General features: G+C 39.0%; 26 protein-coding genes. 10 read left to right on the top strand and 16 right to left on the bottom strand.

Annotation, left to right across the window (positions count from 1 at the left end; all coding sequences use genetic code 11):
* The first annotated feature begins 126 nt into the window (after positions 1-126).
* Positions 127-2,580, top strand: coding sequence for an ABC transporter permease (locus tag AACZ73_RS10090; RefSeq protein ID WP_339877505.1), 2,454 nt, complete (start codon positions 127-129; stop codon positions 2,578-2,580).
* Positions 2,581-2,956: 376 nt separating this feature from the next.
* Here AACZ73_RS10090 and AACZ73_RS10085 read toward each other — a convergent pair whose 3' ends face one another.
* Together AACZ73_RS10085 and AACZ73_RS10080 are read right to left on the bottom strand one after the other, a co-directional pair.
* Complete coding sequence (locus AACZ73_RS10085; protein ID WP_339877503.1) at positions 2,957-3,319, bottom strand: hypothetical protein; 363 nt, start codon at positions 3,317-3,319, stop codon at positions 2,957-2,959.
* A 91-nt stretch (positions 3,320-3,410) separates the two neighbouring features.
* Positions 3,411-3,986, bottom strand: a complete 576-nt coding sequence (locus AACZ73_RS10080) for a Crp/Fnr family transcriptional regulator (protein ID WP_339877501.1) — start codon at positions 3,984-3,986, stop codon at positions 3,411-3,413.
* Between the two features lie 231 nt (positions 3,987-4,217).
* On the opposite strand from AACZ73_RS10080, the gene AACZ73_RS10075 reads away from it, so the two are divergent.
* The 6 genes from AACZ73_RS10075 (at position 4,218) to AACZ73_RS10050 (ending at position 9,125) form a co-directional block, all read left to right on the top strand.
* On the top strand, positions 4,218-4,784 hold the full coding sequence (locus AACZ73_RS10075) for a sigma-70 family RNA polymerase sigma factor (protein ID WP_339877499.1): 567 nt from the start codon (positions 4,218-4,220) through the stop codon (positions 4,782-4,784).
* Positions 4,756-6,018 (top strand): hypothetical protein, encoded by a 1,263-nt coding sequence (locus AACZ73_RS10070; RefSeq protein WP_339877497.1) that lies wholly within the window; start codon positions 4,756-4,758, stop codon positions 6,016-6,018. The genes AACZ73_RS10075 and AACZ73_RS10070 overlap by 29 nt, the downstream gene beginning before the upstream one ends.
* Positions 6,019-6,111: 93 nt before the next feature.
* Positions 6,112-6,501, top strand: coding sequence for a 2-polyprenyl-6-methoxyphenol hydroxylase (locus AACZ73_RS10065; protein WP_339877495.1), 390 nt, complete (start codon positions 6,112-6,114; stop codon positions 6,499-6,501).
* A gap of 2 nt (positions 6,502-6,503) precedes the next feature.
* The gene (locus tag AACZ73_RS10060) at positions 6,504-7,037 is read left to right on the top strand and encodes a YceI family protein (protein WP_339877494.1); all 534 of its coding nucleotides are present in this window, start codon (positions 6,504-6,506) and stop codon (positions 7,035-7,037) included.
* The gene (locus AACZ73_RS10055) at positions 7,034-7,915 is read left to right on the top strand and encodes a DUF5777 family beta-barrel protein (protein WP_339877492.1); all 882 of its coding nucleotides are present in this window, start codon (positions 7,034-7,036) and stop codon (positions 7,913-7,915) included. Before AACZ73_RS10060 ends, AACZ73_RS10055 begins: the two co-directional genes overlap by 4 nt.
* Before the next feature lie 376 nt (positions 7,916-8,291).
* Entirely contained in the window at positions 8,292-9,125 is an 834-nt protein-coding gene (locus tag AACZ73_RS10050) for a DUF2306 domain-containing protein (RefSeq protein WP_339877490.1), read from the top strand.
* 139 nt (positions 9,126-9,264) lie between these two features.
* Here AACZ73_RS10050 and AACZ73_RS10045 read toward each other — a convergent pair whose 3' ends face one another.
* The 5 genes from AACZ73_RS10045 to AACZ73_RS10025 all read right to left on the bottom strand — a co-directional run bounded on the left by AACZ73_RS10045 (position 9,265) and on the right by AACZ73_RS10025 (position 12,611).
* Positions 9,265-9,606 (bottom strand): hypothetical protein, encoded by a 342-nt coding sequence (locus AACZ73_RS10045; protein WP_339877488.1) that lies wholly within the window; start codon positions 9,604-9,606, stop codon positions 9,265-9,267.
* Positions 9,607-9,813: 207 nt separating this feature from the next.
* Entirely contained in the window at positions 9,814-10,476 is a 663-nt protein-coding gene (locus AACZ73_RS10040; RefSeq protein WP_339877487.1) for a DUF6266 family protein, read from the bottom strand.
* 404 nt (positions 10,477-10,880) lie between these two features.
* Positions 10,881-11,432 carry a DNA-3-methyladenine glycosylase I gene (locus AACZ73_RS10035; protein WP_339877485.1) on the bottom strand — a complete coding sequence of 184 codons (552 nt, stop codon included), beginning with the start codon at positions 11,430-11,432 and terminating at the stop codon, positions 10,881-10,883.
* Positions 11,433-11,484: 52 nt separating this feature from the next.
* Positions 11,485-11,808 (bottom strand): nuclear transport factor 2 family protein, encoded by a 324-nt coding sequence (locus AACZ73_RS10030; RefSeq protein WP_339877483.1) that lies wholly within the window; start codon positions 11,806-11,808, stop codon positions 11,485-11,487.
* A gap of 20 nt (positions 11,809-11,828) precedes the next feature.
* Positions 11,829-12,611: an SDR family oxidoreductase gene (locus AACZ73_RS10025; RefSeq protein WP_339877481.1), complete on the bottom strand. Its 783-nt coding sequence runs from the start codon at positions 12,609-12,611 to the stop codon at positions 11,829-11,831.
* Positions 12,612-12,743: 132 nt separating this feature from the next.
* On the opposite strand from AACZ73_RS10025, the gene AACZ73_RS10020 reads away from it, so the two are divergent.
* Positions 12,744-13,103, top strand: a complete 360-nt coding sequence (locus tag AACZ73_RS10020) for a helix-turn-helix domain-containing protein (RefSeq protein WP_339877480.1) — start codon at positions 12,744-12,746, stop codon at positions 13,101-13,103.
* Between the two features lie 176 nt (positions 13,104-13,279).
* Positions 13,280-13,825, top strand: a complete 546-nt coding sequence (locus AACZ73_RS10015; protein WP_339877478.1) for a transposase — start codon at positions 13,280-13,282, stop codon at positions 13,823-13,825.
* A gap of 190 nt (positions 13,826-14,015) precedes the next feature.
* On the opposite strand, the gene AACZ73_RS10010 is transcribed toward AACZ73_RS10015, so the two are convergent.
* The 7 genes from AACZ73_RS10010 to AACZ73_RS09980 form a co-directional block, all read right to left on the bottom strand.
* Positions 14,016-14,663 carry a hypothetical protein gene (locus AACZ73_RS10010; RefSeq protein ID WP_339877476.1) on the bottom strand — a complete coding sequence of 216 codons (648 nt, stop codon included), beginning with the start codon at positions 14,661-14,663 and terminating at the stop codon, positions 14,016-14,018.
* A gap of 442 nt (positions 14,664-15,105) precedes the next feature.
* Positions 15,106-15,285 (bottom strand): hypothetical protein, encoded by a 180-nt coding sequence (locus AACZ73_RS10005; protein ID WP_339877475.1) that lies wholly within the window; start codon positions 15,283-15,285, stop codon positions 15,106-15,108.
* 77 nt (positions 15,286-15,362) lie between these two features.
* Entirely contained in the window at positions 15,363-15,662 is a 300-nt protein-coding gene (locus tag AACZ73_RS10000; RefSeq protein ID WP_339877474.1) for a hypothetical protein, read from the bottom strand.
* On the bottom strand, positions 15,649-16,389 hold the full coding sequence (locus AACZ73_RS09995) for an ImmA/IrrE family metallo-endopeptidase (RefSeq protein WP_339877473.1): 741 nt from the start codon (positions 16,387-16,389) through the stop codon (positions 15,649-15,651). Before AACZ73_RS09995 ends, AACZ73_RS10000 begins: the two co-directional genes overlap by 14 nt.
* Positions 16,382-16,723 (bottom strand): helix-turn-helix transcriptional regulator, encoded by a 342-nt coding sequence (locus AACZ73_RS09990; protein WP_339877471.1) that lies wholly within the window; start codon positions 16,721-16,723, stop codon positions 16,382-16,384. Before AACZ73_RS09990 ends, AACZ73_RS09995 begins: the two co-directional genes overlap by 8 nt.
* 526 nt (positions 16,724-17,249) lie before the next feature.
* A complete protein-coding gene (locus AACZ73_RS09985) occupies positions 17,250-17,669 on the bottom strand; it encodes a helix-turn-helix transcriptional regulator (RefSeq protein ID WP_339877470.1) in 420 nt (139 codons plus the stop codon).
* A 578-nt stretch (positions 17,670-18,247) separates the two neighbouring features.
* Complete coding sequence (locus tag AACZ73_RS09980; protein WP_339877468.1) at positions 18,248-18,670, bottom strand: hypothetical protein; 423 nt, start codon at positions 18,668-18,670, stop codon at positions 18,248-18,250.
* A gap of 20 nt (positions 18,671-18,690) precedes the next feature.
* Here AACZ73_RS09980 and AACZ73_RS09975 point away from each other — a divergent pair, with 20 nt between their 5' ends.
* Positions 18,691-18,957 (top strand): hypothetical protein, encoded by a 267-nt coding sequence (locus tag AACZ73_RS09975; RefSeq protein WP_339877467.1) that lies wholly within the window; start codon positions 18,691-18,693, stop codon positions 18,955-18,957.
* 208 nt (positions 18,958-19,165) lie between these two features.
* Here AACZ73_RS09975 and AACZ73_RS09970 read toward each other — a convergent pair whose 3' ends face one another.
* Entirely contained in the window at positions 19,166-20,938 is a 1,773-nt protein-coding gene (locus AACZ73_RS09970) for a DUF262 domain-containing protein (RefSeq protein WP_339877466.1), read from the bottom strand.
* A 231-nt stretch (positions 20,939-21,169) separates the two neighbouring features.
* Positions 21,170-21,470: hypothetical protein (locus AACZ73_RS09965; RefSeq protein WP_339877464.1), on the bottom strand; the 301-nt coding region annotated here is incomplete at its 5' end.

Below are 21,470 nucleotides of genomic sequence, written 5' to 3'. Positions count from 1 at the left end.
CGCACTTGAATGGATAAAAATATAAAACTCAGCTTTCCTGCCTCTAAGTGAGCTTTTTTATAATGGCATAAATCCTGAATAGGTACACTACTATATCTGGATAGTCAACCCTAAATTCTATTTGCTATGCTTAAGAATTACCTCAAAATCGCCATCAGAAACCTAAAGAAGCATAAGTTCTACACCTTCATCAACATCCTGGGATTATCTGTAGGAGTGGCGGTTTGCATGATTATCTCACTTTTTGTTATCAATGAGATCTCCTACGACAAGCATTTTAAAGATGCCGATCAGATCTATAGAATCCATGCCGATATCATTTTTGGAGGAAACCACTGGGATATGATTCAATCTCCGGCCCCAATGGCTGAGGCACTTCCTGCGGAATTTCCGGAAGTAGAATATGCTGTCAACTTTAGAACACGCGGATCTTACCTGGTAAAAGAAATAGATGAAAACATCAAGGAAGATGGTGTAGTCTGGGCTAGCAATGACTTCTTTCATGTTTTTGGAACACCGATTTTAGAAGGGAATAAGGATGGAGTTTTGGCTGAGCCCAACACTATGGCGGTAAGCAAGAGTATTGCAGAGAAGTATTTTCCAGGAGAAAGTGCCATAGGCAAAACTCTCATTTTGGATAATAAAATGAATTTTAGGATCACTGGGGTCTACGACGATATTCCCCAAAACAGCCATTTCCACTTTGATTTTTTACTTTCAATGGAAGGCTTGCCGGAGGCAAAATCAACTTCCTGGCTTAGCAATAATTTCCAGACCTATTTGAAAATCCGGGAGGATGCGGATCCTGAGGCATTAAATCAAAAATTGATGTCCCTTATCGAAAAGAATGTTGAGCCGGAATTGGGGCGATTATTTGGTGAGGGAGCGACTTTGGATGCCATGATGGCTGATGGAGCCAAGATGGAATACGATCTTCAGCCGCTGCTGGACATTCACCTGAAGAGTGACCTGATGGGGGAATTTGAGCCTAATTTCAATATCACTTACGTCTATTTATTCGTCGCAGTGGCACTCTTCATTCTGGTGATTGCCTGTATCAATTTCATGAATCTATCCACGGCCAGATCTGCCAATCGTGCCAAGGAAGTAGGCATCAGAAAGGTGATGGGTTCATTTCGTGCGCATTTGATTCGCCAGTTTCTCATAGAGTCCATTTTGCTCAGCTTTATTTCTTTTGTGATCGCAGTGCCACTGGTTGCTCTGTTACTACCATTTTTCAATGATCTGGCAGGAAGAGAACTTGTGATGCCATTCTCCTATTTCAATTTCTATGGAATACTCCTGATTGGAGCGATCGGAACAGGTCTTTTGGCAGGAGTTTACCCAGCATTTTTTCTTTCAGGCTTTAAGCCAATCAGCATTCTGAAAGGAAGTGTGTCTATGGGAATGAAATCTGGCATGATTCGAAGTTCTTTGGTGGTTTTCCAATTTGCGATATCAATCATTTTGGTTATTGCCACGATCGCTGTTTTCAATCAACTGAATTACATTCAGAATAAGAAGATCGGTTTCAATAAGGAGCAGATTATTACGGTGGAAGACGTCTATGCATTGGGTGATCAGGCGGAGACTTTCAAGCGGGAGATTTTGTCAAATTCCATTATGGAGTCCGGAACCATTACTGGGTATCTGCCTGTGTCGGGAACGTGGAGATCTGATACGCCTTGGTGGGTGGAAGGGAAGGATCCCAAGCAAACCGAGAATATGGTCAGCATTCAAAACTGGGAGGTGGACTACAATTATGTGAAGACTATGGGTATGGAAATCGCTGAAGGAAGGGATTTCTCGATGGATTTTCCTTCTGATTCTTCTGCGGTGATCATTAATGAAACGGCGGCAAAGCAATTCAACTTTATAGGCGATCCAATAGGTCAAAAAATCAATAGCATGGCTGGCGATAATGAGACTGCAAACTTGGATCATCTAAGGAGTAAGACGGTAGTAGGAGTGGTGAAAAACTTGAATTTTGAATCCCTGAAAGAGAATATAGGATCGGTTATGATTTTCTTAAGCGAAAGGCCTGAGGGAATTGCTTCGTTCAGGTTCAACTCAGAAAATACCGATGAAGTAGTGAGTTTCATAGAAGCAAAATGGAATGAAATGGCTCCGGGGCAACCATTTACCTATTCTTTTTTGGATGATAGATTTGGTCAGATGTATGCTTCCGAAACCCGTCTAGGTAAAGTATTTGGCATCTTTGCAGGCTTTGCAATAGTGATTGCTTGCTTAGGCTTATTTGCCTTGACAGCCTTTACTGCGGAGCAACGCACCAAGGAAATAGGCATCCGAAAAGTATTGGGCTCAGGTATAGGAAGCATCGTGGTATTGCTTTCCAAGGAATTTGCAAAGCTGGTAGTAATCGCATTTCTAATTGCTTCACCTATCGCTTGGTGGGTTATGCAAAAGTGGCTGGAAGATTATGAGTTTAAGCAGGAGCTAAGCTGGCAGGTATTTCTGGGAGCGGGGGTTTTTGCGATTGTTATCGCCCTACTTACCACCAGCTATCAGTCGATCAAAGCTGCAACAGCGAATCCAGTGAATTCATTGAAGAGCGAGTAGTTATTAGAGTAGCAAGTAGCAAGACATAAGATTGAAGACACAAGAGGCAAGTCAGAAAGCTAAATTCACAAGTCTTAAAAGGTGCTTAAACCAACAGTTGGGGTATCACTTTGGGCCTTAAATATTCTGTGAACATAGATAATGGAATTGGGGGAATCTGTTTTGAAATCCCACTAGTGGTCAACTTGAGGACCTGGGAAATGCGAGTTTCGTAATTGTAAGGTCCTCGTGCCTTCCGACTTCGGGGTGCTCGGACTGATCCGATTTTTGAGTCTTTTTTCCAACAATAAAACTTGATAAGGAAAATAAAGGGCAGTGAAAAATACACTTAGCGTAATGCCTAACTACACCGAGAATGATGGTGTAGCACTGGGATTTACCATTGTTGGATTATAATGCAAACTTGTGCATCCCTTAATGCGAATTCCTTTGCTCCCCAAGGGCGAAGTGTGACTTTGTTAAGATTGGGATGTAGATATTCAGGATGTGATGCACTTATTTTTTCATATACTTTTTCAATGTCAGTAGTCTGAATTCTGAACTCCGGATTATGTTCCTTTGCGAGTTTATCATGCTGAAAAAGGTACATCTGCAAGCCATTTTTCTCGATCACACAAAATGGGTCTTCTGACTTCAATTCTTCATGCCCAACGCGAAATTCCAGGCAATCAATAAATAGCTTTAATCCGTCATTAATGTCCTTGTAATAGACATTAGGAACTAATCTGATGAAATCCATAATTGATTTTGTGTAGGGTTAATTTCTAAAAAATTATTTCCTTCAAAGATACTTTTATTTCCAGCCTTAGCTCTTGATCAGAATCAAGAAATCACCTCATTCTGGCTCTCACTCTACTCAAAGTTTCGGGTGTCATTCCTAGGTAGGAAGCTATCAGCATTTGTGGGAAGCGATTTATCCATTGGGGGTGTTTCAATAATAGCTCCTGATATCTTTCGTCTGGACTTTTTGCGTTGATGGTAGCGATATAAGAAGGAGGAATTATCAAGTCAGCTATTAATGCATTTAACTTTTGAAAATCAGGATGCACATCCATAAGTCTGTGAATATTCACCAATGAAATAGAGGCAATTTCTGAATCCTCCAAAGCTTCAATATAAATGGTGGAAGGTTGTTGGGAGAGCAAACTTTCAAGGTCCGCAACCCAATTGTTTTCCACAAAAAACTTAATGGTCAGTTCTCCATGATCTAGATTTTCAAAGAACCGAAAGCTGCCATTTAGGATAAATGCGATACCGTCTGAAACTTGACTTTTTTTTAGAAGAAAATCCTTCCTTTTTAGCGATATGAAGTCGAGCTGCCCCATGAAGAGGTCTAGCTGTTCTTTTGAAAAGGGATGGATTTTAGAAAGGGATTTTTCTATTTCCGAAAGATCTTTGGATTTCATTGAATTTACTTCGTGTGACAATTACCTCTGACGGTTATTAATGGGCAAGTTAGGCTAAGGAAAGTGATAAATATTCAAGTTTACACTGAGCTAACCTAATGAATTTTTTACCCTAATATGTATATCATCCCATTAATGAATTGACTACTTCCAGAGGGGTAAATATTTTTTTATAACCCCACGCAACCATTTCGTAAATTCCCTTGTATGGGCTGATGCAACCCCGGGGAAGTGAAATCTGAAAAATTAGACAAAAATAGCTGGCAAGGCCTGGTGAATAAAAACCGAAAAGACCAGGAGGCACTGTATAGATGCTATTACAGTTACGGAATGAGTGTGTGTCTGCGGTATTCAGATACGAGAGAAGAGGCAAAACAACTCCTGCATGATGGATTTATGATTCTGTTCAATGATCCGAAAAAGTACAATCCAAGTTTGCCTTTTAAACCCTGGTTTCGAAGGGTTTTGGTTAATCTATGCATCAATCATTTCAGGAAAAATCAGGGAAATCTGGAAGGTAGCAGTTTGGATCAGGTAAGTGAAATAGAAAGCTCGCAACCTACCGCTTTGGAAAATATGCAGTTTGAAGAGTTGCTGGCATTGATTCTAAAACTTCCGGCTGCCTATAGAGCAGTATTCAATTTATATGTGCTGGATGGTTTTAGCCATGTGGAAATTGCCAGCCTTCTGGAAATCAGTGTAGGGACTTCAAAGTCCAATCTTTCCAGAGCCAGACAAAAGTTAAAAGAGATGTTAAATTCAACTAGCTATGAGCGAAAACTTCTTAGACAAGGGTGATAAGGAGCTGGATGAATTCTTGAAAAAGATTTCAGATGACGCAGAGATTCCCTTCTCAGAGGAGGATTGGAAAGCTATGGAGTCCAGGCTTGATGAATCTGTGAAGCCAGTACCTGTATTCTGGAAGGGGAATATCCTTCTTGCTGCTTTGATCTTGTCTCTGGCTGGTATGGTCGGCTATTTTGTCTGGAATCAGCAGGTAGTTTCACCTTCGGAAAACTCGAATCCTGCTATTACAGAAATTCCAACCTCATCGCTAAAGGAGGATTTAATTAAGGAAAATCCAACTAATCGTGAAGAGGGAATTACCACTAGCAAAGGTGGAGATATACTTAGCCCCTTAAATTCTAAACAAAATAATGCCGGGAACCCAGCTCCTGTTTCAGGCTTGGATCAGACAATAAAGAAGGTTACGAATGACCCAACCTCAGCTGCCAATAATTCTGCCTTTCCTGAAGTACCATCTGTTATCCAATCAAACGAAGCTTCCAAGGATGCCTTACTGAATTCGGAGACTACTCCGGAAAATAACAGAAACGGTGAGGAACCTGTCTTGCCAGCAGTTGCATCAGCGGGCGATTCAATTGCACTTTCTTCTCCAATTTCAAATGAGTTATTGGAAAAGGAGAAACAGCCCAAATCATACTTTCAAGGAAGATTTAATATTTCATTTCAGTTTGCCCCGGATTTAAGCGCCATTCAGATAGATCAATTTGGGAAAGCCGGTAATATGATAGGGGTAGGTGCAGAATACTTTGTGCTACCAAAACTCAGTCTTTCTTCGGGGATATTTTATTCTTATAAACCTTACAGCGGGGATAGTGGCTATCATCTCAACTATGGGAACGACCCTACCTATATTATCGGAGCCTGTGATATTTTGGATCTGCCATTGAACTTGAGGTTTTACGCTTTGGAAGGAAAAGTTCAACGGTTTTTCATCAGTACGGGAGTTTCTACCTACCTGATGCTAAAAGAGAAATACGAGCTGGAATATTACAATCAGACTACTGGCGAACCCTATGTCAGGGAGATAACGGTCCAAGGTGCCAATCAGCATTATTTCGGAATAGCCAATTTCAGTGTTGGCTACGAAAGAAAACTCGGAAGGCAACTGGGAATTCAGGTGGAACCTTACTTCAAAGTTCCCTTTTCAGGGGTAGGAGAAGGAGATGTTTCCTTGAAAAGTACCGGAATTTTTGTCGGAATAAAATACTATCCCGGAAAGAGATAAATCACTGACCACTACTTACTAATCAATTTAAATACACTGCTCAAATCAGCAGTGCAGGAACCTCTTTGTCTAAACTTCTAACCCACAAATACTATGAAAACCAATATTTTCTCCCAGAAAACAGCCTTAGTGATGCTTAGCACGCTAGTCGCTACCTTGATGATTTCGATCTCCTGTTCTTCAGATTCTGAAGACCAGATACCTACGCCCCCGGCACCCGATGCCTGTGAAGGAAGCACTGCTTCTCTAGCCAATGATATCATGCCTATTCTTCAGCAGAACTGTGCCGTGTCAGGATGCCATGTGTCCGGAACAGGAAGGCAAAATTTCACAGTTAAAGCCACGGTAATCCAATTTGCAAATCAGATCCGTACCAACACCCAGAGCGGTGTGATGCCTCCAGCAACTTCCGGAAAGTCTCTCACAGCCGCTGAAAAAGAGCTTATTTCCTGTTGGGTAAGCAATGGCGCAAAAGACAACTAATCATGAAAAAGTTACTGGTACTTTGTTTCATCTGGTTTTATGCCTGTGATGCAAATGGGCAAACTATCAAGTCCGAAACTGGCTATGTGAAATTTTTCAGTAGTGCTTTGATCGAGGACATCACCGCAGAGAATCGGCAGGCTAGCGCCATTTTCAATCCTACTTCTGGAGAAGCAGTTTTCCTGATTCCCATTACAGGTTTTGTGTTTGAGAAATCCCTGATGCAGGAGCATTTTAATGAGAACTACATGGAATCCGACAAATTTCCTGAAGCCTATTTTAAAGGGAAAATAACCGGTTTCAGTCCAAGTCAGGCGGAGAGCTCGGTCGTTGCGGTAGGGGAAATGACGATCCACGGAATCACCAGAACTATTCGGGTGCCGGGAAAAATTTTCCGCTCAGGAAATTCCCTTCGAATGGAGGCGGTCTTCGAAGTGGCTGTGGCGGATTATAAAGTGGAAATCCCAAAACTCATGTTCCAAAAAATTGCAGAGCAAGTGGAGGTAACAACCAAATTTGAATTCCAATATCCATGAAAAAAGTAGTGTTCTTTCTGATGATTATTTCCCTGAGAATTAGTCAATTTTCTATGGCTCAGGACCTCTTGGATCAGCTCCGTGATGAATCTGAGGTAGAACCTAAGCTGGTCATGAGCACTTTCAAGGGAACGCGAATCATCAATGGACAGTCGGTGGAGACTAGAGGGAAGGGGAATTTGGAGATGATTATTTCCCATAGGTTTGGTAGGATCAATTCCGGCGCTTACAATCTATTTGGATTGGATGACTCAAATGTCAGGCTGGGACTGGAGTGTTCCGTAACCGACAACCTTACGCTGGGATTTGGCAGAAACTCATTCAATAAGATTTATGATGGGTATGTAAAAGGAAAGTTGATCCAGCAAAAATCAAATAGAAGTCCTGTGACAATTACCTGGGTCAGCGATGCTTCACTTTATTCCCTGAAAAGACCTGAGTTGGAAATGACTTTTGAGAGGAGGCTTCGCTTTGTGAATCAGGTATTGATCGCGCGGAAAATCAATTCCGCGATTTCACTGCAATTGATGCCGAGCTATGTGCATAGGAATTTGGTCCCAACAGAAAGTGAGCCCAACGATCTATTTGCGATGGGCATGGCAGGAAAAGTTTCTCTATCCAAGCGAGTGGCGCTGACAGGGGAATATTATTATAGATTCGGCGAGGATCTTCCCGGATATAACTCCTTAGGTCTTGGGATTGAAATAGAAACCGGAGGTCATGTATTCCAACTGCAGTTTACCAACAGCAATGAAATGACTCCTTCCGGATTTATCCCTTCCACTACTGGAGATTTTTTCGACGGAGATATCCATTTTGGATTTAATGTTTCCAGATCCTTTCAGGTGGGGAGAAGGAAGGCTGGGATGTTACCCTGAGCATCCGCGATGGCAATCGTGATAGCCTTTTTTGTGTAATTGTATCCCGACAGCTTTTACGGGATGGTAAGGATATTAACTCCTTGATGTAGTCTGGAGGGTGGGAAAACTACACCTAATGCTATTGCTATCTGACAATGCTAAGATGGGTGTAAAAAGTGTCTCAATATAACTAGTAATATTGAAGCTGGGAAAAATCAAATAATTTCGTAATTCGGTTGAATTACTTTCTATTTTTAAAATCCTAAATTAGTTAGTGTTGATTTCTGGGTCATTTGATTTAAGCTCCAAGAATAACTCAATATTTAAGCTAATACCAAAGAGTGTTGGATATCAGAAAATTAACACCTTAATCTATTGTCTTTTTAAATGTTTTATGGAAGATTTTTCTATTCCAGTCCGGGAAACTTGGCTGGATAAGACCATGCATATAGCCGCCCTCTTACTCGTGATAATAGTATGGGGAAGTGCCATTTTATTTGGAGGTTATATTTTAGCTTTTTACTTTATCGCGTTGCTTCAAGGGAATACAACCCAATGGAATGAAGTGCTTCCCGATATTTTTGATGAACAAACTAGATCAGCCACTTTGGGAATTGGCCTTCACTTTGCAGCCGGGGGCATTATTCTGATACTAGGCTGTATTCAGTTAATCAACTCAGTCCGGATAAAATACCCATTACTCCATAGAATTATAGGTCGAATCTATGTCATTGCCTCGATTGCAGCAGCGATAGGTGGTCTGGTTTTTATTTTCAGCAAAGGGACAATCGGTGGGTTGATCATGGATATCGGATTTGCAGGCTATGGCATATTGACTTTTGCGGCAGCAATTGCAACGATCCATTTTGCACGTGCTAAAAATTTTGAGCAACATAGAGCCTGGGCTATCCGGTTATTTGCTTTGGCAATCGGGTCCTGGCTATATAGAATGGATTATGGGTTTTGGTTTATGGTGACAGATCGATTGGGACACAACTCAGATTTCACCGGAGCCTTTGATTATTTTATGGACTTCTTTTTCTATTTGCCCAACTTACTGGTAGCAGAAATCTTTATCGGAAGGTACGAAGTGCTAAAATCCGGCTTTGCAAAATTCCTTGCAATTGTCTTTCTCAGTGGAGCAAATCTATTTTTAATCGTGGCTACCTATTTTTTTACAAAAGAATATTGGGGACCTGCGATCCTAGATGTGATTTTAGGCAGATAGTGAGAAGAAAAGTCAGAAGGCTAAACTGGAAAAGCTGAAAGGAGGTGGAGCTAAATCCGACCGTTGTGGGGATCCTATCCAGTACCAAGAATGATCTGACTATGCCTAGAAGAGAACCCACCACAAAGCTACACTACAGTCATATCCTTATTTCTTCTTTGTATTCGTAGTCGTATTGCTCATTGGTCAGGTAGTCATACCAATTCCAAAACTTTAATGGATTTCTTTTAAAAGTCCGATACAGTTTAAGGTCTGAATATGCCGGGTGAGCATCTTTGAAGCTTGCAAAATGTGCTTCCATTATTTCAGCATCTCTGCCTTTTGAAGGCATCGTCCGAAATTCAAATTCCGCTTTTTCGGTTTGAAATAAATACGATTTCATGATTCCTTCAGTAAACGCATTTATATATACTGAAAAGATATTGCTCAGAATAACCATGGCTGAGACTAGGATCAAGAGGTTGATGCTTTTTTTGCTCATTTCTATAGGTGGCTGATGGTTTTTGCTTTTGACGTCCCTTCTGTAGATAGGTTAGACAGCTCAACTGGAATAGAATTGCATCAAACCGCTTTACAAATCTCCCATGAACATGCAGTGAACTAGGTGGGGTTTGCAACTTATTTCTTACACATAATGTCTGTTGAAAGTTTACGATAAAATTAATCAATCTGCAGGATTGCACTAGCGCTACACAATTCCTAAGTACACAGAATCCGATAAATCCCGTTTTTTTGTCCAAGGGTTTTCCTGACTGAAAGCTATCCAGGCATGCCATTGAGAGGAATTATTTGGGGGTAGGAGGGTATGAGCTTCCTTATCTCTTGTGTTGCCTAGGAATTCCCAATCTGAACCAGAGCCATTTTCTTCAGCAGAAAGGAGGAAAACGAAAACATTGTCTGTGGACTTGGCAGCTGCTTGCAAGGAATTGTCTGTCCAGGCGAATTTTATTCCCTCAGGAACCCTCTCCACCTTTGGGTCTTGAGGGCCAAGCAAACTTCCTCTACTCACTTTCACCAAACTGATATCCAGTACTTTTGAAGCTGAGGTTCCTACAAATTTGAAGGAATTTTTCATGGTATAGGATACTGCCGCATGATACGGCCTGCTAGCTCCATTTTCAAAATTCTGATAGCCAAAACGTAATATATGCGTGATATTCTTCAGGAATTTTTGCGTCTGGGTACTCACCGATTGGGAGTTGCGCTTTCTTTCAGAAGTTCTGGCTTTGGTACTTTTACTTTGCTTGCCAGGCTTTCTGCGGGCATAAGTTACTCCGCCCACTTTGTAAAAAATCAGATCTCCCACACTACCTGATAGTCCCTCTAGTATTGACTTAGTGATCCTTGCCATATGCTTAATGTTTGATTTACAGGTGAGTATAGGGTTTTTTGGGTTTTTTACCTATAAAAAACGTATAAAAATTTAATTTTTAACATATTAAGAACTATATAAAAGCAATAATATAATGATCTTATATTATTAATATATTGGTTTAATATTGGTCATGATATGATTTTAGTATAAATAATTCCATACTTTAACTGATTGGATTTATAGAACATAAATAGGGGAAATGCCGGGAAGGTAGCAGATAACTAGGGAGGAGAATAGAGCTAAATGGATCCGAACATTAGTATTGTGGTTATCCGAGGCAAAGGGTACAAACTTGAAATCAGTTCTTAACAACATTGTTCCTTACCTCTGTTTCCCACTTTGGTAATGACGTTTTAATGGAGTTTGCGACTGTAATTCACTTATTGCTTTGTCCACATAGGTTTTTCTTTGAGTATTTGCTTATAGACAGGACAGTTTTCATCATGAGATCCATGTAAATAGCCAATGCTCATTAAAAATTCATTTACAATCTCACCCCCTGTGAAGCGAAAAGTCTTTTTAAACAATTTCACCCACTCTTCTTTTGTTTTTGGGTGATGATGCTCCAGCCATTTTTCAAATGAACCAAATTCTTCCTGTAGGCCCAAGATTGTTTTTGCATTTTCAATAGCCGCATTCACTTTTAACCGGTTACGGATGATTCCGGCATCGGCTAAAAGTCGCTCACGATCCTCTTCGGTGTAGTTCGCCACTTTTTGAATATCGAAGTTGCTGTAGGCTTTCCTGAAGGAAGCTTCTTTTTTCAGTATCGTTTCCCAGCTTAACCCAGCCTGATTGATTTCCAGAACCAAACGACAAAACAACTCATTGTCATAGTGGAGAGGAAAGCCGTAATACTTGTCATGGTAATTTTTATGCAATGCTTTCCTTTCATCTGACTGCATACTTTCGATTGCGACGCAATAACTCATTATTTGGATTTTTAAACTGGAGAGTGACAAGATAGTCACTCCCCACTAATTTTTATTCTGTTACTTTTAATTGCTGGATTTGCCCATCAACAATATCAATGTGGAATTTTAGCGTGATAGGGCTTCCGGGAAATGTTCCCGAACATTCTGCTGTCAAGATGCTTGTTGTACCCACTTCGGTATGTTCAAGTGGCTTCATCACTGATTGGTAGTTTTTGTTTGAGTGATCGATCCAACGCTCTATTTCAAGCCGTCCCTGATGTGTTTTACCTTCGTCAAATACGACGGCAGATTCTGAAAACAATTGGGCAAAAGCCACGGCATCAAATTCGTTCTGTGCTTTAATCAAGTCTGATACTACTTTTGGTAAGTTCATTTCTATTATTTTTATGGTTATTAAATTGTTGGTACTGTTCCGCCATCGATTACATATTCAGTTCCTGATAAATAACCGGCTCTTGGAGAAACAAGGAAACCAACCAATTCAGCTACTTCTTCCGGCTCGGCAGGTCTTCCGTAGGGTATTCCACCCAGCGCATCCATTACACCTTGCTGTGCTTCTTCCACCGTGCTATTGGCATTTCTTGCAATCTCAGCCAACCAATCTTTCGATGCCCCTGTATTGATCCATCCTGGGGAAACAGTGAGCACCCGGACACCTTTAGGCGAAACTTCATTCGATAAACTTTTACTGTAGTTTCTCAATCCTGCCTTTGCAGCTGCATAAGGCAAAGTAGAGTCGTACAGTGGTAGTTTTCCTTGGATAGAGGCTATATGAATGATAACTCCGCTTTTCCGATCAATCATTTGAGGTAAAAATCCCCTGTCAAGGCGGACCGGAGCCAGCAAATTTGCCTGTAAGGTGGTTTCCCAATCTTCATCGGATAATGCAGAAAAGCCCCCGGCAGGTGTTGTGGAAGAGCCCAGGTTATTCACCAAAATATCCAACCTTCCGTAAGTAGACATTACTTCGTTGATTACTTTTTGTGTTCCTTTTGCTTTGCTCAAGTCGGAAGGAATGAAGTGCAGGTTGCTGTTTTTATTTTCCGGTGCGTTTCTGGCAGTGATTATAACTGTGGCACCAGCTTGTAAAAGTCTTTCTGCAATAGCTTTTCCGGCTCCTTTTGTGCCCCCTGATACCAAGGCAATTTTACCTGATAATTCGTTTTGATAATTCATCGTATACTTCTTTAAAATTGTTGGTCAAAATTGAGAAGTATGTAAGTTTCTTACAAGTAAGGAGTTACGAATCAGATAGAGATAAATTTTTCCCCTATTGTACGATTTGGTATATAGGTCTACTTTTGTAAGATGTATGAGAGAAAGACGTTACCGAACTTAAATTGTGGGCTTGATTTGATAGGGGAGGTGCTCTATGGCAAATGGAAAATACGTTTGCTTTGGTTTATTAATGAAGGGTTCCAAAGACCTAGCGAATTGCAGCGCAAAATACCGGATGCATCGCGTAGGGTTCTGAATATTCAGCTGAAAGAATTAGAAGAGCATGAACTTGTTACAAAAGTAATTTACCCAGTTGTGCCGCCAAAAGTAGAGTATAGCCTGACGGATTTTGGAAAAACGCTAATTCCAATCATTGCAGCCATCGGTGGTTGGGGAGACGAGCATGAAGAGCGTCTAAGAAAGGTAATATTGAAAAGGCTGGAAAATTAGAATTTTTGGAAGTTTGATGAGAAATACAGCTCGTTCTACAAGTTTCAAACTGTATCAGAAAGGAATTTTCATTTAACTAAAAAGTTTGAATTATCTCGGAACTAGGTGTAGTTTGCAACTACACCTTAATATTTCAAAGAATTTGTAATTCGGGTGTTTAGGTTTATTTTCATTTCATGGGTGAAGCATATCAGATTCGGGACCAAGAATTAACATACTTTTTGACTTTTCAGGTAGTGGGTTGGGCTGATGTATTTTCAAGAAAAGTTTACCGTGATTTTATTTTGGAGAATCTGACTTACTCTCGAAAAGAAAAGGGTTTGTATCTATATGGCTATGTAATCATGAGTAACCATATCCACTTAGTAGTCCAGCAAAAAGACGGGAAATTGTCAGAATGGGTAAGAGATTTCAAGAAATTTACAAGTAAGAAATTATTGAAAATGATTCTTGAAAACCCGCAAGAAAGTAGGAGAGAATGGCTTCAAATGATCTTTGAATATCATGCGAAATTTAATAAAAGAGCTAGTGACTTACAGTTTTGGACACATGAAAATCATGCAATAGAACTCTATCGTTCAGAGATGATTGAAAGTCGGATGAAGTATATTCACGATAATCCTGTTCGAGCTGGAATCGCTGAAAAACCAGAAGATTACTTGAATTCTAGCGCAAGAAATTACTCAGGATTGAAGGGATTGATTGAGGTGGATTATTGGTGAGAAGTTCATTAGGAATAATTTAATAAAGGCAGTGGTTCAATATGGTATGGATATTTGGGTGTAGTTACAAACTACACCCAGTGCTAGAGCTTTCTGACTACACCTAGAGGGGGTTGTAAACTCCCAGTTTATAGAACGATGTGACTACGCTTGGGCTGGGGAAAGAGAATTAGCGGTTTTGGCTAAATAATTAATTCTGCAAATCGTTGTAATAGGCGGTGATTTTCATCAAATCCCTCCGCTTGTCGTGCTCCAACCCGTTTTTTCTCATGAAAAGTTTGATTTCTTCATCATGTCCCGGGAGCATGGCATATAAATCTTTAGGATTGAGGCTGTAAGACTCAATTTTACCATTTCTGAAAAAGTAATAATCGAAAGCCAAGCGATATCCAGTAAATGTCTTTGGTCCATTTCTAGGATTCATTCCAATCACGCCCTTAGTTCCCAAATCTTTGTAATAAGTAAAAATATTTTCCCTGGATAAAAGCACAACGTCATTACCTTCTGTGAGGACTTCAAAGAAAACCAGCGTTTCATTATCGCCATTACGACTATACGGAAGACTATAAAAACTTCTTATCCCGTCATTTGATTTGTTATGGATTTCAAAATGACTGACAATGGAGGATGTAAAGGTAGAGATGGTCTCAGTTTGTAATTGAACCAAATTATTTTCCAAATCATATTTTACCAAGCCTGAATAAGTCTTCCCATCTGTGCCATAAATATTGCCTTTGTACCACATTTGGGAGGGGAAATTATTCTGCGCAAGTAGAGAGAGCGCCCCACTAAACAGCAAGGTCAGGGTAATCACTGCTTTTATAGAGGGTACTTTCAACGGTCGTTTACTAAAATGGTCAATACAATTTAATTAAAAATTGTAAACCTTTACATTGGTATAATGAAGAATTTAGTACGATTTTCAGAAGAGTTTAACTCTTTTGTTCAGAACTAATTGAAAGTAGGATGAAGCATATTCACGATAATCCTGTCAGGGCTGGAATTGTAGAAAATCCAGAGGGCTATTTGTATTCTAGCGCAGGAATATCTTCGGTTTGAAAGGATTGATCGAAGTTGATTTTTGGTAAATGGATCGTTTATACCAATTGCAAATTGGTTTTAATATTTGGGTAGGACCAGGCGTGAAAAAATCATTCTGTGAATGATTTTAGCCTTTGGCCAGCTTGCAGTGCGGGCAAACTAGACCCAGTCCAAAGGACGATCTGACTACGCTCAGGCGGGGGAAGAATTAGAGATTGAAATGATAGCTTTTTTCTTTTTTAGTAACTGACCTTCATCAAATCAAAATGAAGCTTCTTATGCTCCTCAATGGATTTGCAACAAAGGTGGCTTTCATTGTTATGGGTGATTTTTTGGATCAGTAAATTGGTCTCTTCTTCAGCTAGAAGCCCTTTGTGAATGGCCACACAGAGGATGTCCAAAGTAGTCAAGTAAGCCATTCCATGTTCTTCGCAATAGGGTTTGATATCCTTTGTGTTGCTGCTGGCGATGATATCTGAATAATGCTTGCAGTAAACTAAGCAGGCTGATTCTCCTTCTCCTTTGATTTGTTTTTTAGGGCTAAAAATTGGCGAAATAGGCTTGGGTTTGAGGAAGTAGGATATTGAAGTTCCTGGATTCCAGAGAAAAGTAAAATGATGTCGATGTTATTGCGGATGGTTCTGTTCTCCTTCAGTTCGCTTAGAACTATATCAAGCATGAATACTCTTTTGGGGTAGAGTTCATTCAATAATGAAATTTTATCCGCCTTGAACAGGTGGATCAATACATCTGCATCGACCAGGATTTTGACCAGAGGAGCACTACTCTTCCCCATTTTCTATTTTTTGTAATGGGTCAATATGCACTGCATTGAGATAGGAGAGGTAAACAGACTCGGAAATTTTCTCTTGCTGGAAAAGGGAACCAGCCATCACGGCATAATCGCCGAGAGTTAGGTCTTGATTTCCTGAATACATTAACCTAGTGTCAAATCCCAAGTTCCGCATCTTTTCTGTGGAACCTGATTCATAGGTTTGGAAGTAACTTTTGTCAGCAAATCCTAATTCCACCAAACGAAATATAGTTGCTTTAACAGATACTGAATAGACCTGCTGGATTTTGAAAATAGTCTGTGCTGAAATAGCCCCCTTTCTTTCTTCTTGTGGGATAAGAGACGAAACCCCTATTTCCGGTAGTAATAGATTGGCAGCAAATAGATCTGCCTTTAACTCCTCTGGATCCTCTTGCTTTGTAAAAAGCCCTGTTTTACATTTTTGTGAGACAAAATTTTCTTGGACAAATAAGTGATAAAGTTCATGGGCAATTGTGAAATGCTGCTTTCCTAATGTATGGTTTTGATTGACCATCATAAATGGCTTCTGATCCACAATCATTGCCATTCCCGCAAAACCGCCGCTCAATGGTTTGAATAATGTGACAACATTCTGCATGAGAAGAAAACTTCTTAAATGAATGGGATCGTCAGGACCATAGCCAAACCGATTTCGAAAGTGGGCAGCTTTTTCTTTGCATTCAAGCCGAAGTAGGTTGTTTCTATTCATGCTTCATTTTGCTCATTTCTATGTAGTTTCTAACCACTCTCTGAAATTCAGATATTGATTTCAAATCAGTTGCCTCCAGTCCATCCGCACGAAAAGCAAAAGCAAAATTCAATTCCCTTAAGGCTGAATTTTCCTCTAAAAGATCTTCAACATCTATATTGAATAGATTAGAAAGCTTTTTTAATTGTACGTAGGACACTTCTCTTGTGCCCTTTTCATAATGAGCTATCAGACTTCTATCTACTTCAAGGAATTCTGCAATTTGATCCTGTGTAAGGCCAAGCCTGGATCTGAATCCAAGAAGATTAGAGCCGATAATGTTTTGGAGTTCCATAGTGTTTGTTTGATTTAAAAAGTGTCACAAAATTAATATAAAAAGTAACAAATTGTAAAATTGTGACAATTCTATTTTTGATAAGTGGTTGTTAACTAGTAGAAATAAGTATTTAGGGTTCCGTGATTTTGTTTGTGTTTCGAAGATAGAAGGTCCCTTGAATTTGGGTATTGATTCATTAAAGGCATAAATCAAAAATAGCTCATCAATTAACTGATGAGCTATTTAAGTACATATAGTTTTTAAGTCTAATCCCATTCTTTTAAAGCAACGCTTATAGCTTCAGCAATATTTGATCGATATGGATCAAGTTGGGAGTCAATTTCTAATTGGGAGGCATATCTTTCGTCATTTGATATTTTTACTTTGATTCCGAGAATTATTCCTACCCAATTAAAAGGTTGTCCATTTGGTCTTTGATTAAAATAAATTAACTGGCTGATCTGGTATTAGTGTGAATTCTTGATCAAATCGATCTCCTGGTTTTTTAATCTTTACTGTCGCTTTCATTTAATTTTAGTATTTGTTACACTTTCCCAATCAACTTCTCCAGCCTTGCCATCATCTCATCCTTTTCCTTCAGCATGCGCTCATATAGGGCGATTTTCTCTTCGTGAAGCTTGAGAATCTTATCAACTGGGTCAAAATGAAAATTTGCACCAGAATTGGCAATAAATGCCTCCTTATTAAAAGTATTCGAAATAATATTCACTGCCTGTTCTTCATCAAAATTCTGGAAGGCTTCAACAGGTAGCTTGAGTGCCTCTGCGATCTGACTTAATAGGTGAGCTTCGATTTCTTCTTTCTGCTCCAGCAAGGAAATCTTCTTCTGCGTCCAGTCCTCTCCCAATTCATAGGCCAAGGCTTCCTGCTTGATACCTAGCATTTCCCTGAAGCGTTTGACGTTTTTGCCCTGATGAATTTGTTTGGATGGAGAGTCGTTCATGATTAAAGATAGTTTTCCGGTTTGTGAAGACCCGCCATAGCGGACAGGCACAAACCGGGGCAGTGGTATAAGACTTAATTCTGTAGTAGATCAAATTTAAGCCTTTTCCGCATTTGGCGCAGAACATACAAGGCTATTTCTTAGGTAAAATAGGCATTTGGCAGGGATAATTTATTCCTTTTGCTTAAAACAGGGACAAGCTATGTCAGGAAGTCTTAAAATGGACTAAAGAGGCAGCTGGTTATCAGAGTAGAAAGTATGAAGACATAAGTATCAAGTTTGAAAGTGAAAGGTCATTTGCTCCACAAAATGTCTTTTTTGATGAGTCAATATAAAAATCGCCCGTCCCTCTGGGACTTTGCTAGCTCATATTTCCATAATTTATCCAGAGGTTAAAACCTCTGGCAATAAAATCTATCGTCCCCTCGGGACTCGTAAGAAGTTGCATTGGGAGTATGTAATGCCGTAGGCATGCTTCATACTATAGCCAGCCATTTCAATAGCTGGTAAAAATGAGTGAGGAAATCTCAAAATGCCGTAGGCATGGCCGATTTTCATAAACCCAATTCTATTACACATTAAATTTTGTCCTTCCTCTTTCTTTTCACCTTCTCAAAATGAATTACAGAGCCATCTGGCAGGATCACCATTTTGCCCCCGCGCTTTTTAATGATAATCGGTTGGTTGGCTGAATTTGAGCGAACCGTCATCTGTTGAAAATCTCCTTGTTTAGCAAGGATGGAGTGGGTTCCGCTTGGATTTACAATGATTTTCGAGTTTCCATCCCCAATAATCAGAGAGTGAGTACCGTCTGGGTTAACCATGATTTTACTTGTACCCGAACCCATAATTACAGCGTGCGTTCCGTTGGGATTAACGATCACTTGGTTATCACCATGTTCATGAACCACTGAGTGAGTTCCATCTGGATTTACAATTATCGATTGAGCATACAATCCAGAACTCAACATCGCGAAAAAAAGCACGGCTAAAAGTTTCATAGTAGTTTTTACTTGGACTGGTGAAAAAAGGTTCAGAAAACTTCGGGGAGGTTTTTACCAACTATAAGTTGGTTAGAATAGGAGGGTGGAATTACAAATCCCACCCAGGTCCAATTAATAATTTGACTACACCAAGACGGGGGAATTGGAAATTCTTATTGATAGTAAAGCGTAGATGCAATCTACGCTTAGTCAAAGATTCTACTCCCAGTGGGGTAGCGTCATTGCGAGGCGAGATACGAGTCGTGGCAATCTCAAGTCATAAAGCTGAAGAAGTGCTTGATTAAGCCTTTGAAATGTCACCTTGAGCACTTGAGAGACGAGAGTCTCAAAATCGAAGGGATCTCTAAGTGTTTTTCCAATTACAAATTGGATAGAATAGGAGGGTGTAGTTACATCCGACTTCTGTAGGGATTTTAACAGGTCGTCAGAACGATCTGACTACTCCTAGACGGGGAATTTTAGTTTTCAACTGTAAATTTTAATGAATTTTAGTTACTTTAAAAATAAAGACCAAAGTTCCTTTTCTGACGATGAAGGTACTTCCTCTGTACTAGTTCCTTGTCTATGATAGAATTTTCCATTTAACTTTAAAGGATCTTCTTTTGATTCAATTTTTAATATCATGATTGATTTTTCGCGATAATTAAATAAATCAATATTCTTTAAAATTTGAGTTTTGTAGTACTCTGGTTGAATATCACTTGATTTTATAAGTTGCTCAAATTTAGTTCTGTACTCATCTAGGCTATTATATCTTTTCTGACATTCAGCGTCAACACCATTGATGAAAAAATCATTAAATTTTAGTGGTTTTGAGCTATAGTACTCTTCAAATTTCTTAGCCATTTGTTCTGTTTCACCTACACCAATCACAACATATCCAACAGCATTTCTACCAAGATTTACGAACGAACAGAGTGTTCTGATTACTTTTTCCTTGATGTTTTTACTTTCCTTATCCATCTGGTAAAAGCCTTGCTTAAAATCATATGATGAATTTTCTGTCTTTGAAGCTGATAATAAACTTTCAAGTTTGACCACTCCATTTGATAAAACTGGGTCTGTTTCTCCTCTTTTAGAAAAACGCTTTCTAATAACTCCTGAAATAGAGTCAATAACTCTTTTTCTTGCAGCCCTATGTCGAATTTCTTCGATATGAGGTGTAATGTATTTGTCACCAATACCATTTAATTCTTTGTTTAATTCTCGGTAATTATCAATTTTCAATTGTTCTTTTACCAAAAGATTATGGAATGCCAAGAAAACTACTTGAAAAGCATTATTCATATACTTGCTTGGTTGGCGAAAAAGCAAAGTCCTAAAATTGAACTTAAATGCGTCTAAAGTATTTTGAATTTCTTGATAAATTGACTCAAACTGTAATTTAACAAATTCTGATCCCCCATATCTTTTTATCAATTCTTCAGTTTCGATATTTTCTTCATTGTCGTCACTGAGTCCATACGCTCTATCCAAGGACGTAGAACTAATATTTATGTCATAATCCAAAAGCATGGCAATTACTAGATGAGCAATGATTTCTTCATCCCTAGAAGCTCGAATATTATTTTCGGTTAATATATTTTGCTTGTGCCAGAATACTTCTCTAAGGTCAATACCATAACTTAAACCTCTATTACTAAGGCTTATTCTTCGCATATTTCCAAGAAGAATTTTGTCGGAAGGAGATACATCCTTTCTAATATTTTCAGCAATAGCCCTAACAATTTGTGTGAATGTTCCTGTCGATCCAGCTTGCCTTAATTCATGGCTAGATAAGGTCTTACCATACGAATTAATTCTTCGAAATATTTCTTCAATATCGGCTTCCTTGTCATATGAAGAAATTGAAAATGGTAGTTGATATGATGTTATCTCAAGACATTCCTCAATTGTTAGTTTTGGTTCTTTCTGTTCTATTTTACCAGTATCCTTAAGTGCTTTTGTAAGGGCTAGAGTGTCAAGATTAAAATATTTATTTGCTAGGTGAATTTCGTTTTGGATGAAAGATACAATAGCGTTCAACCTTTGCATACCATCAATAATTTCGTAAACCGTGGTGTCTTTGTATTTAGTTATGGCAACTAAAATTAATGGAATTGGAAGACCATTAAATATACTATCAATAAATTTCTCCTTTTCTTCGATTCCCCACACGAGTTTTCTCTGGTACTTTCTATTTACAAGAAGCATTTTTTTTCTGTAATAGCTGTAGATTGATTCAACAGATTCAGGTCTGATGTCAAGTTTTCTTAGTATTGCCATAGTATAATTCAATCAAAGTTAAAGGTTTCTATTATTGGAGTATGGAATTTATTAACCTTGTACTTGTCCGCAATGTGTGCTTTCTTAAAGTATTGTTTACCATATTCTTAATGCCCATTGCAGGCTTATCTCTGTTTTTTATTTTTCTTCAATTATTTCCTTTTTCAAGTATAATCGCCAAAACAAAACGTCCTTAACTTCAAATCCAAACGTCCTTTGAAATTTAGCAAATCAATAATCTTCAGGAAGAAAAAAATTCATCTCTTCTGGAAGCATAGATATATCTAAATGCATCAATACAGATGCATCATTCATATCTAAATATATTTTTAACCCATACTTTTTTGTGGGAAACAAAGCAGCTGTAATGATCGGCTCAACATTCCTTAGATATAAGGTTTCCATGAATGAAGGCAAAAGTGCCTCATCCTTCGGATAGATAAAAATACCCTTAATAGGAGACCCTTTATAATATTCTCCAATAAGATGAAGGTTCTTTTCCCTGTATTCTATTGCTTCCTGATAAGTCATA

The sequence above is a fragment of the uncultured Algoriphagus sp. genome (assembly GCF_963974835.1).
Lineage (GTDB): Bacteria > Bacteroidota > Bacteroidia > Cytophagales > Cyclobacteriaceae > Algoriphagus.
This window is presented reverse-complemented; position numbering and strand designations above follow the sequence as displayed.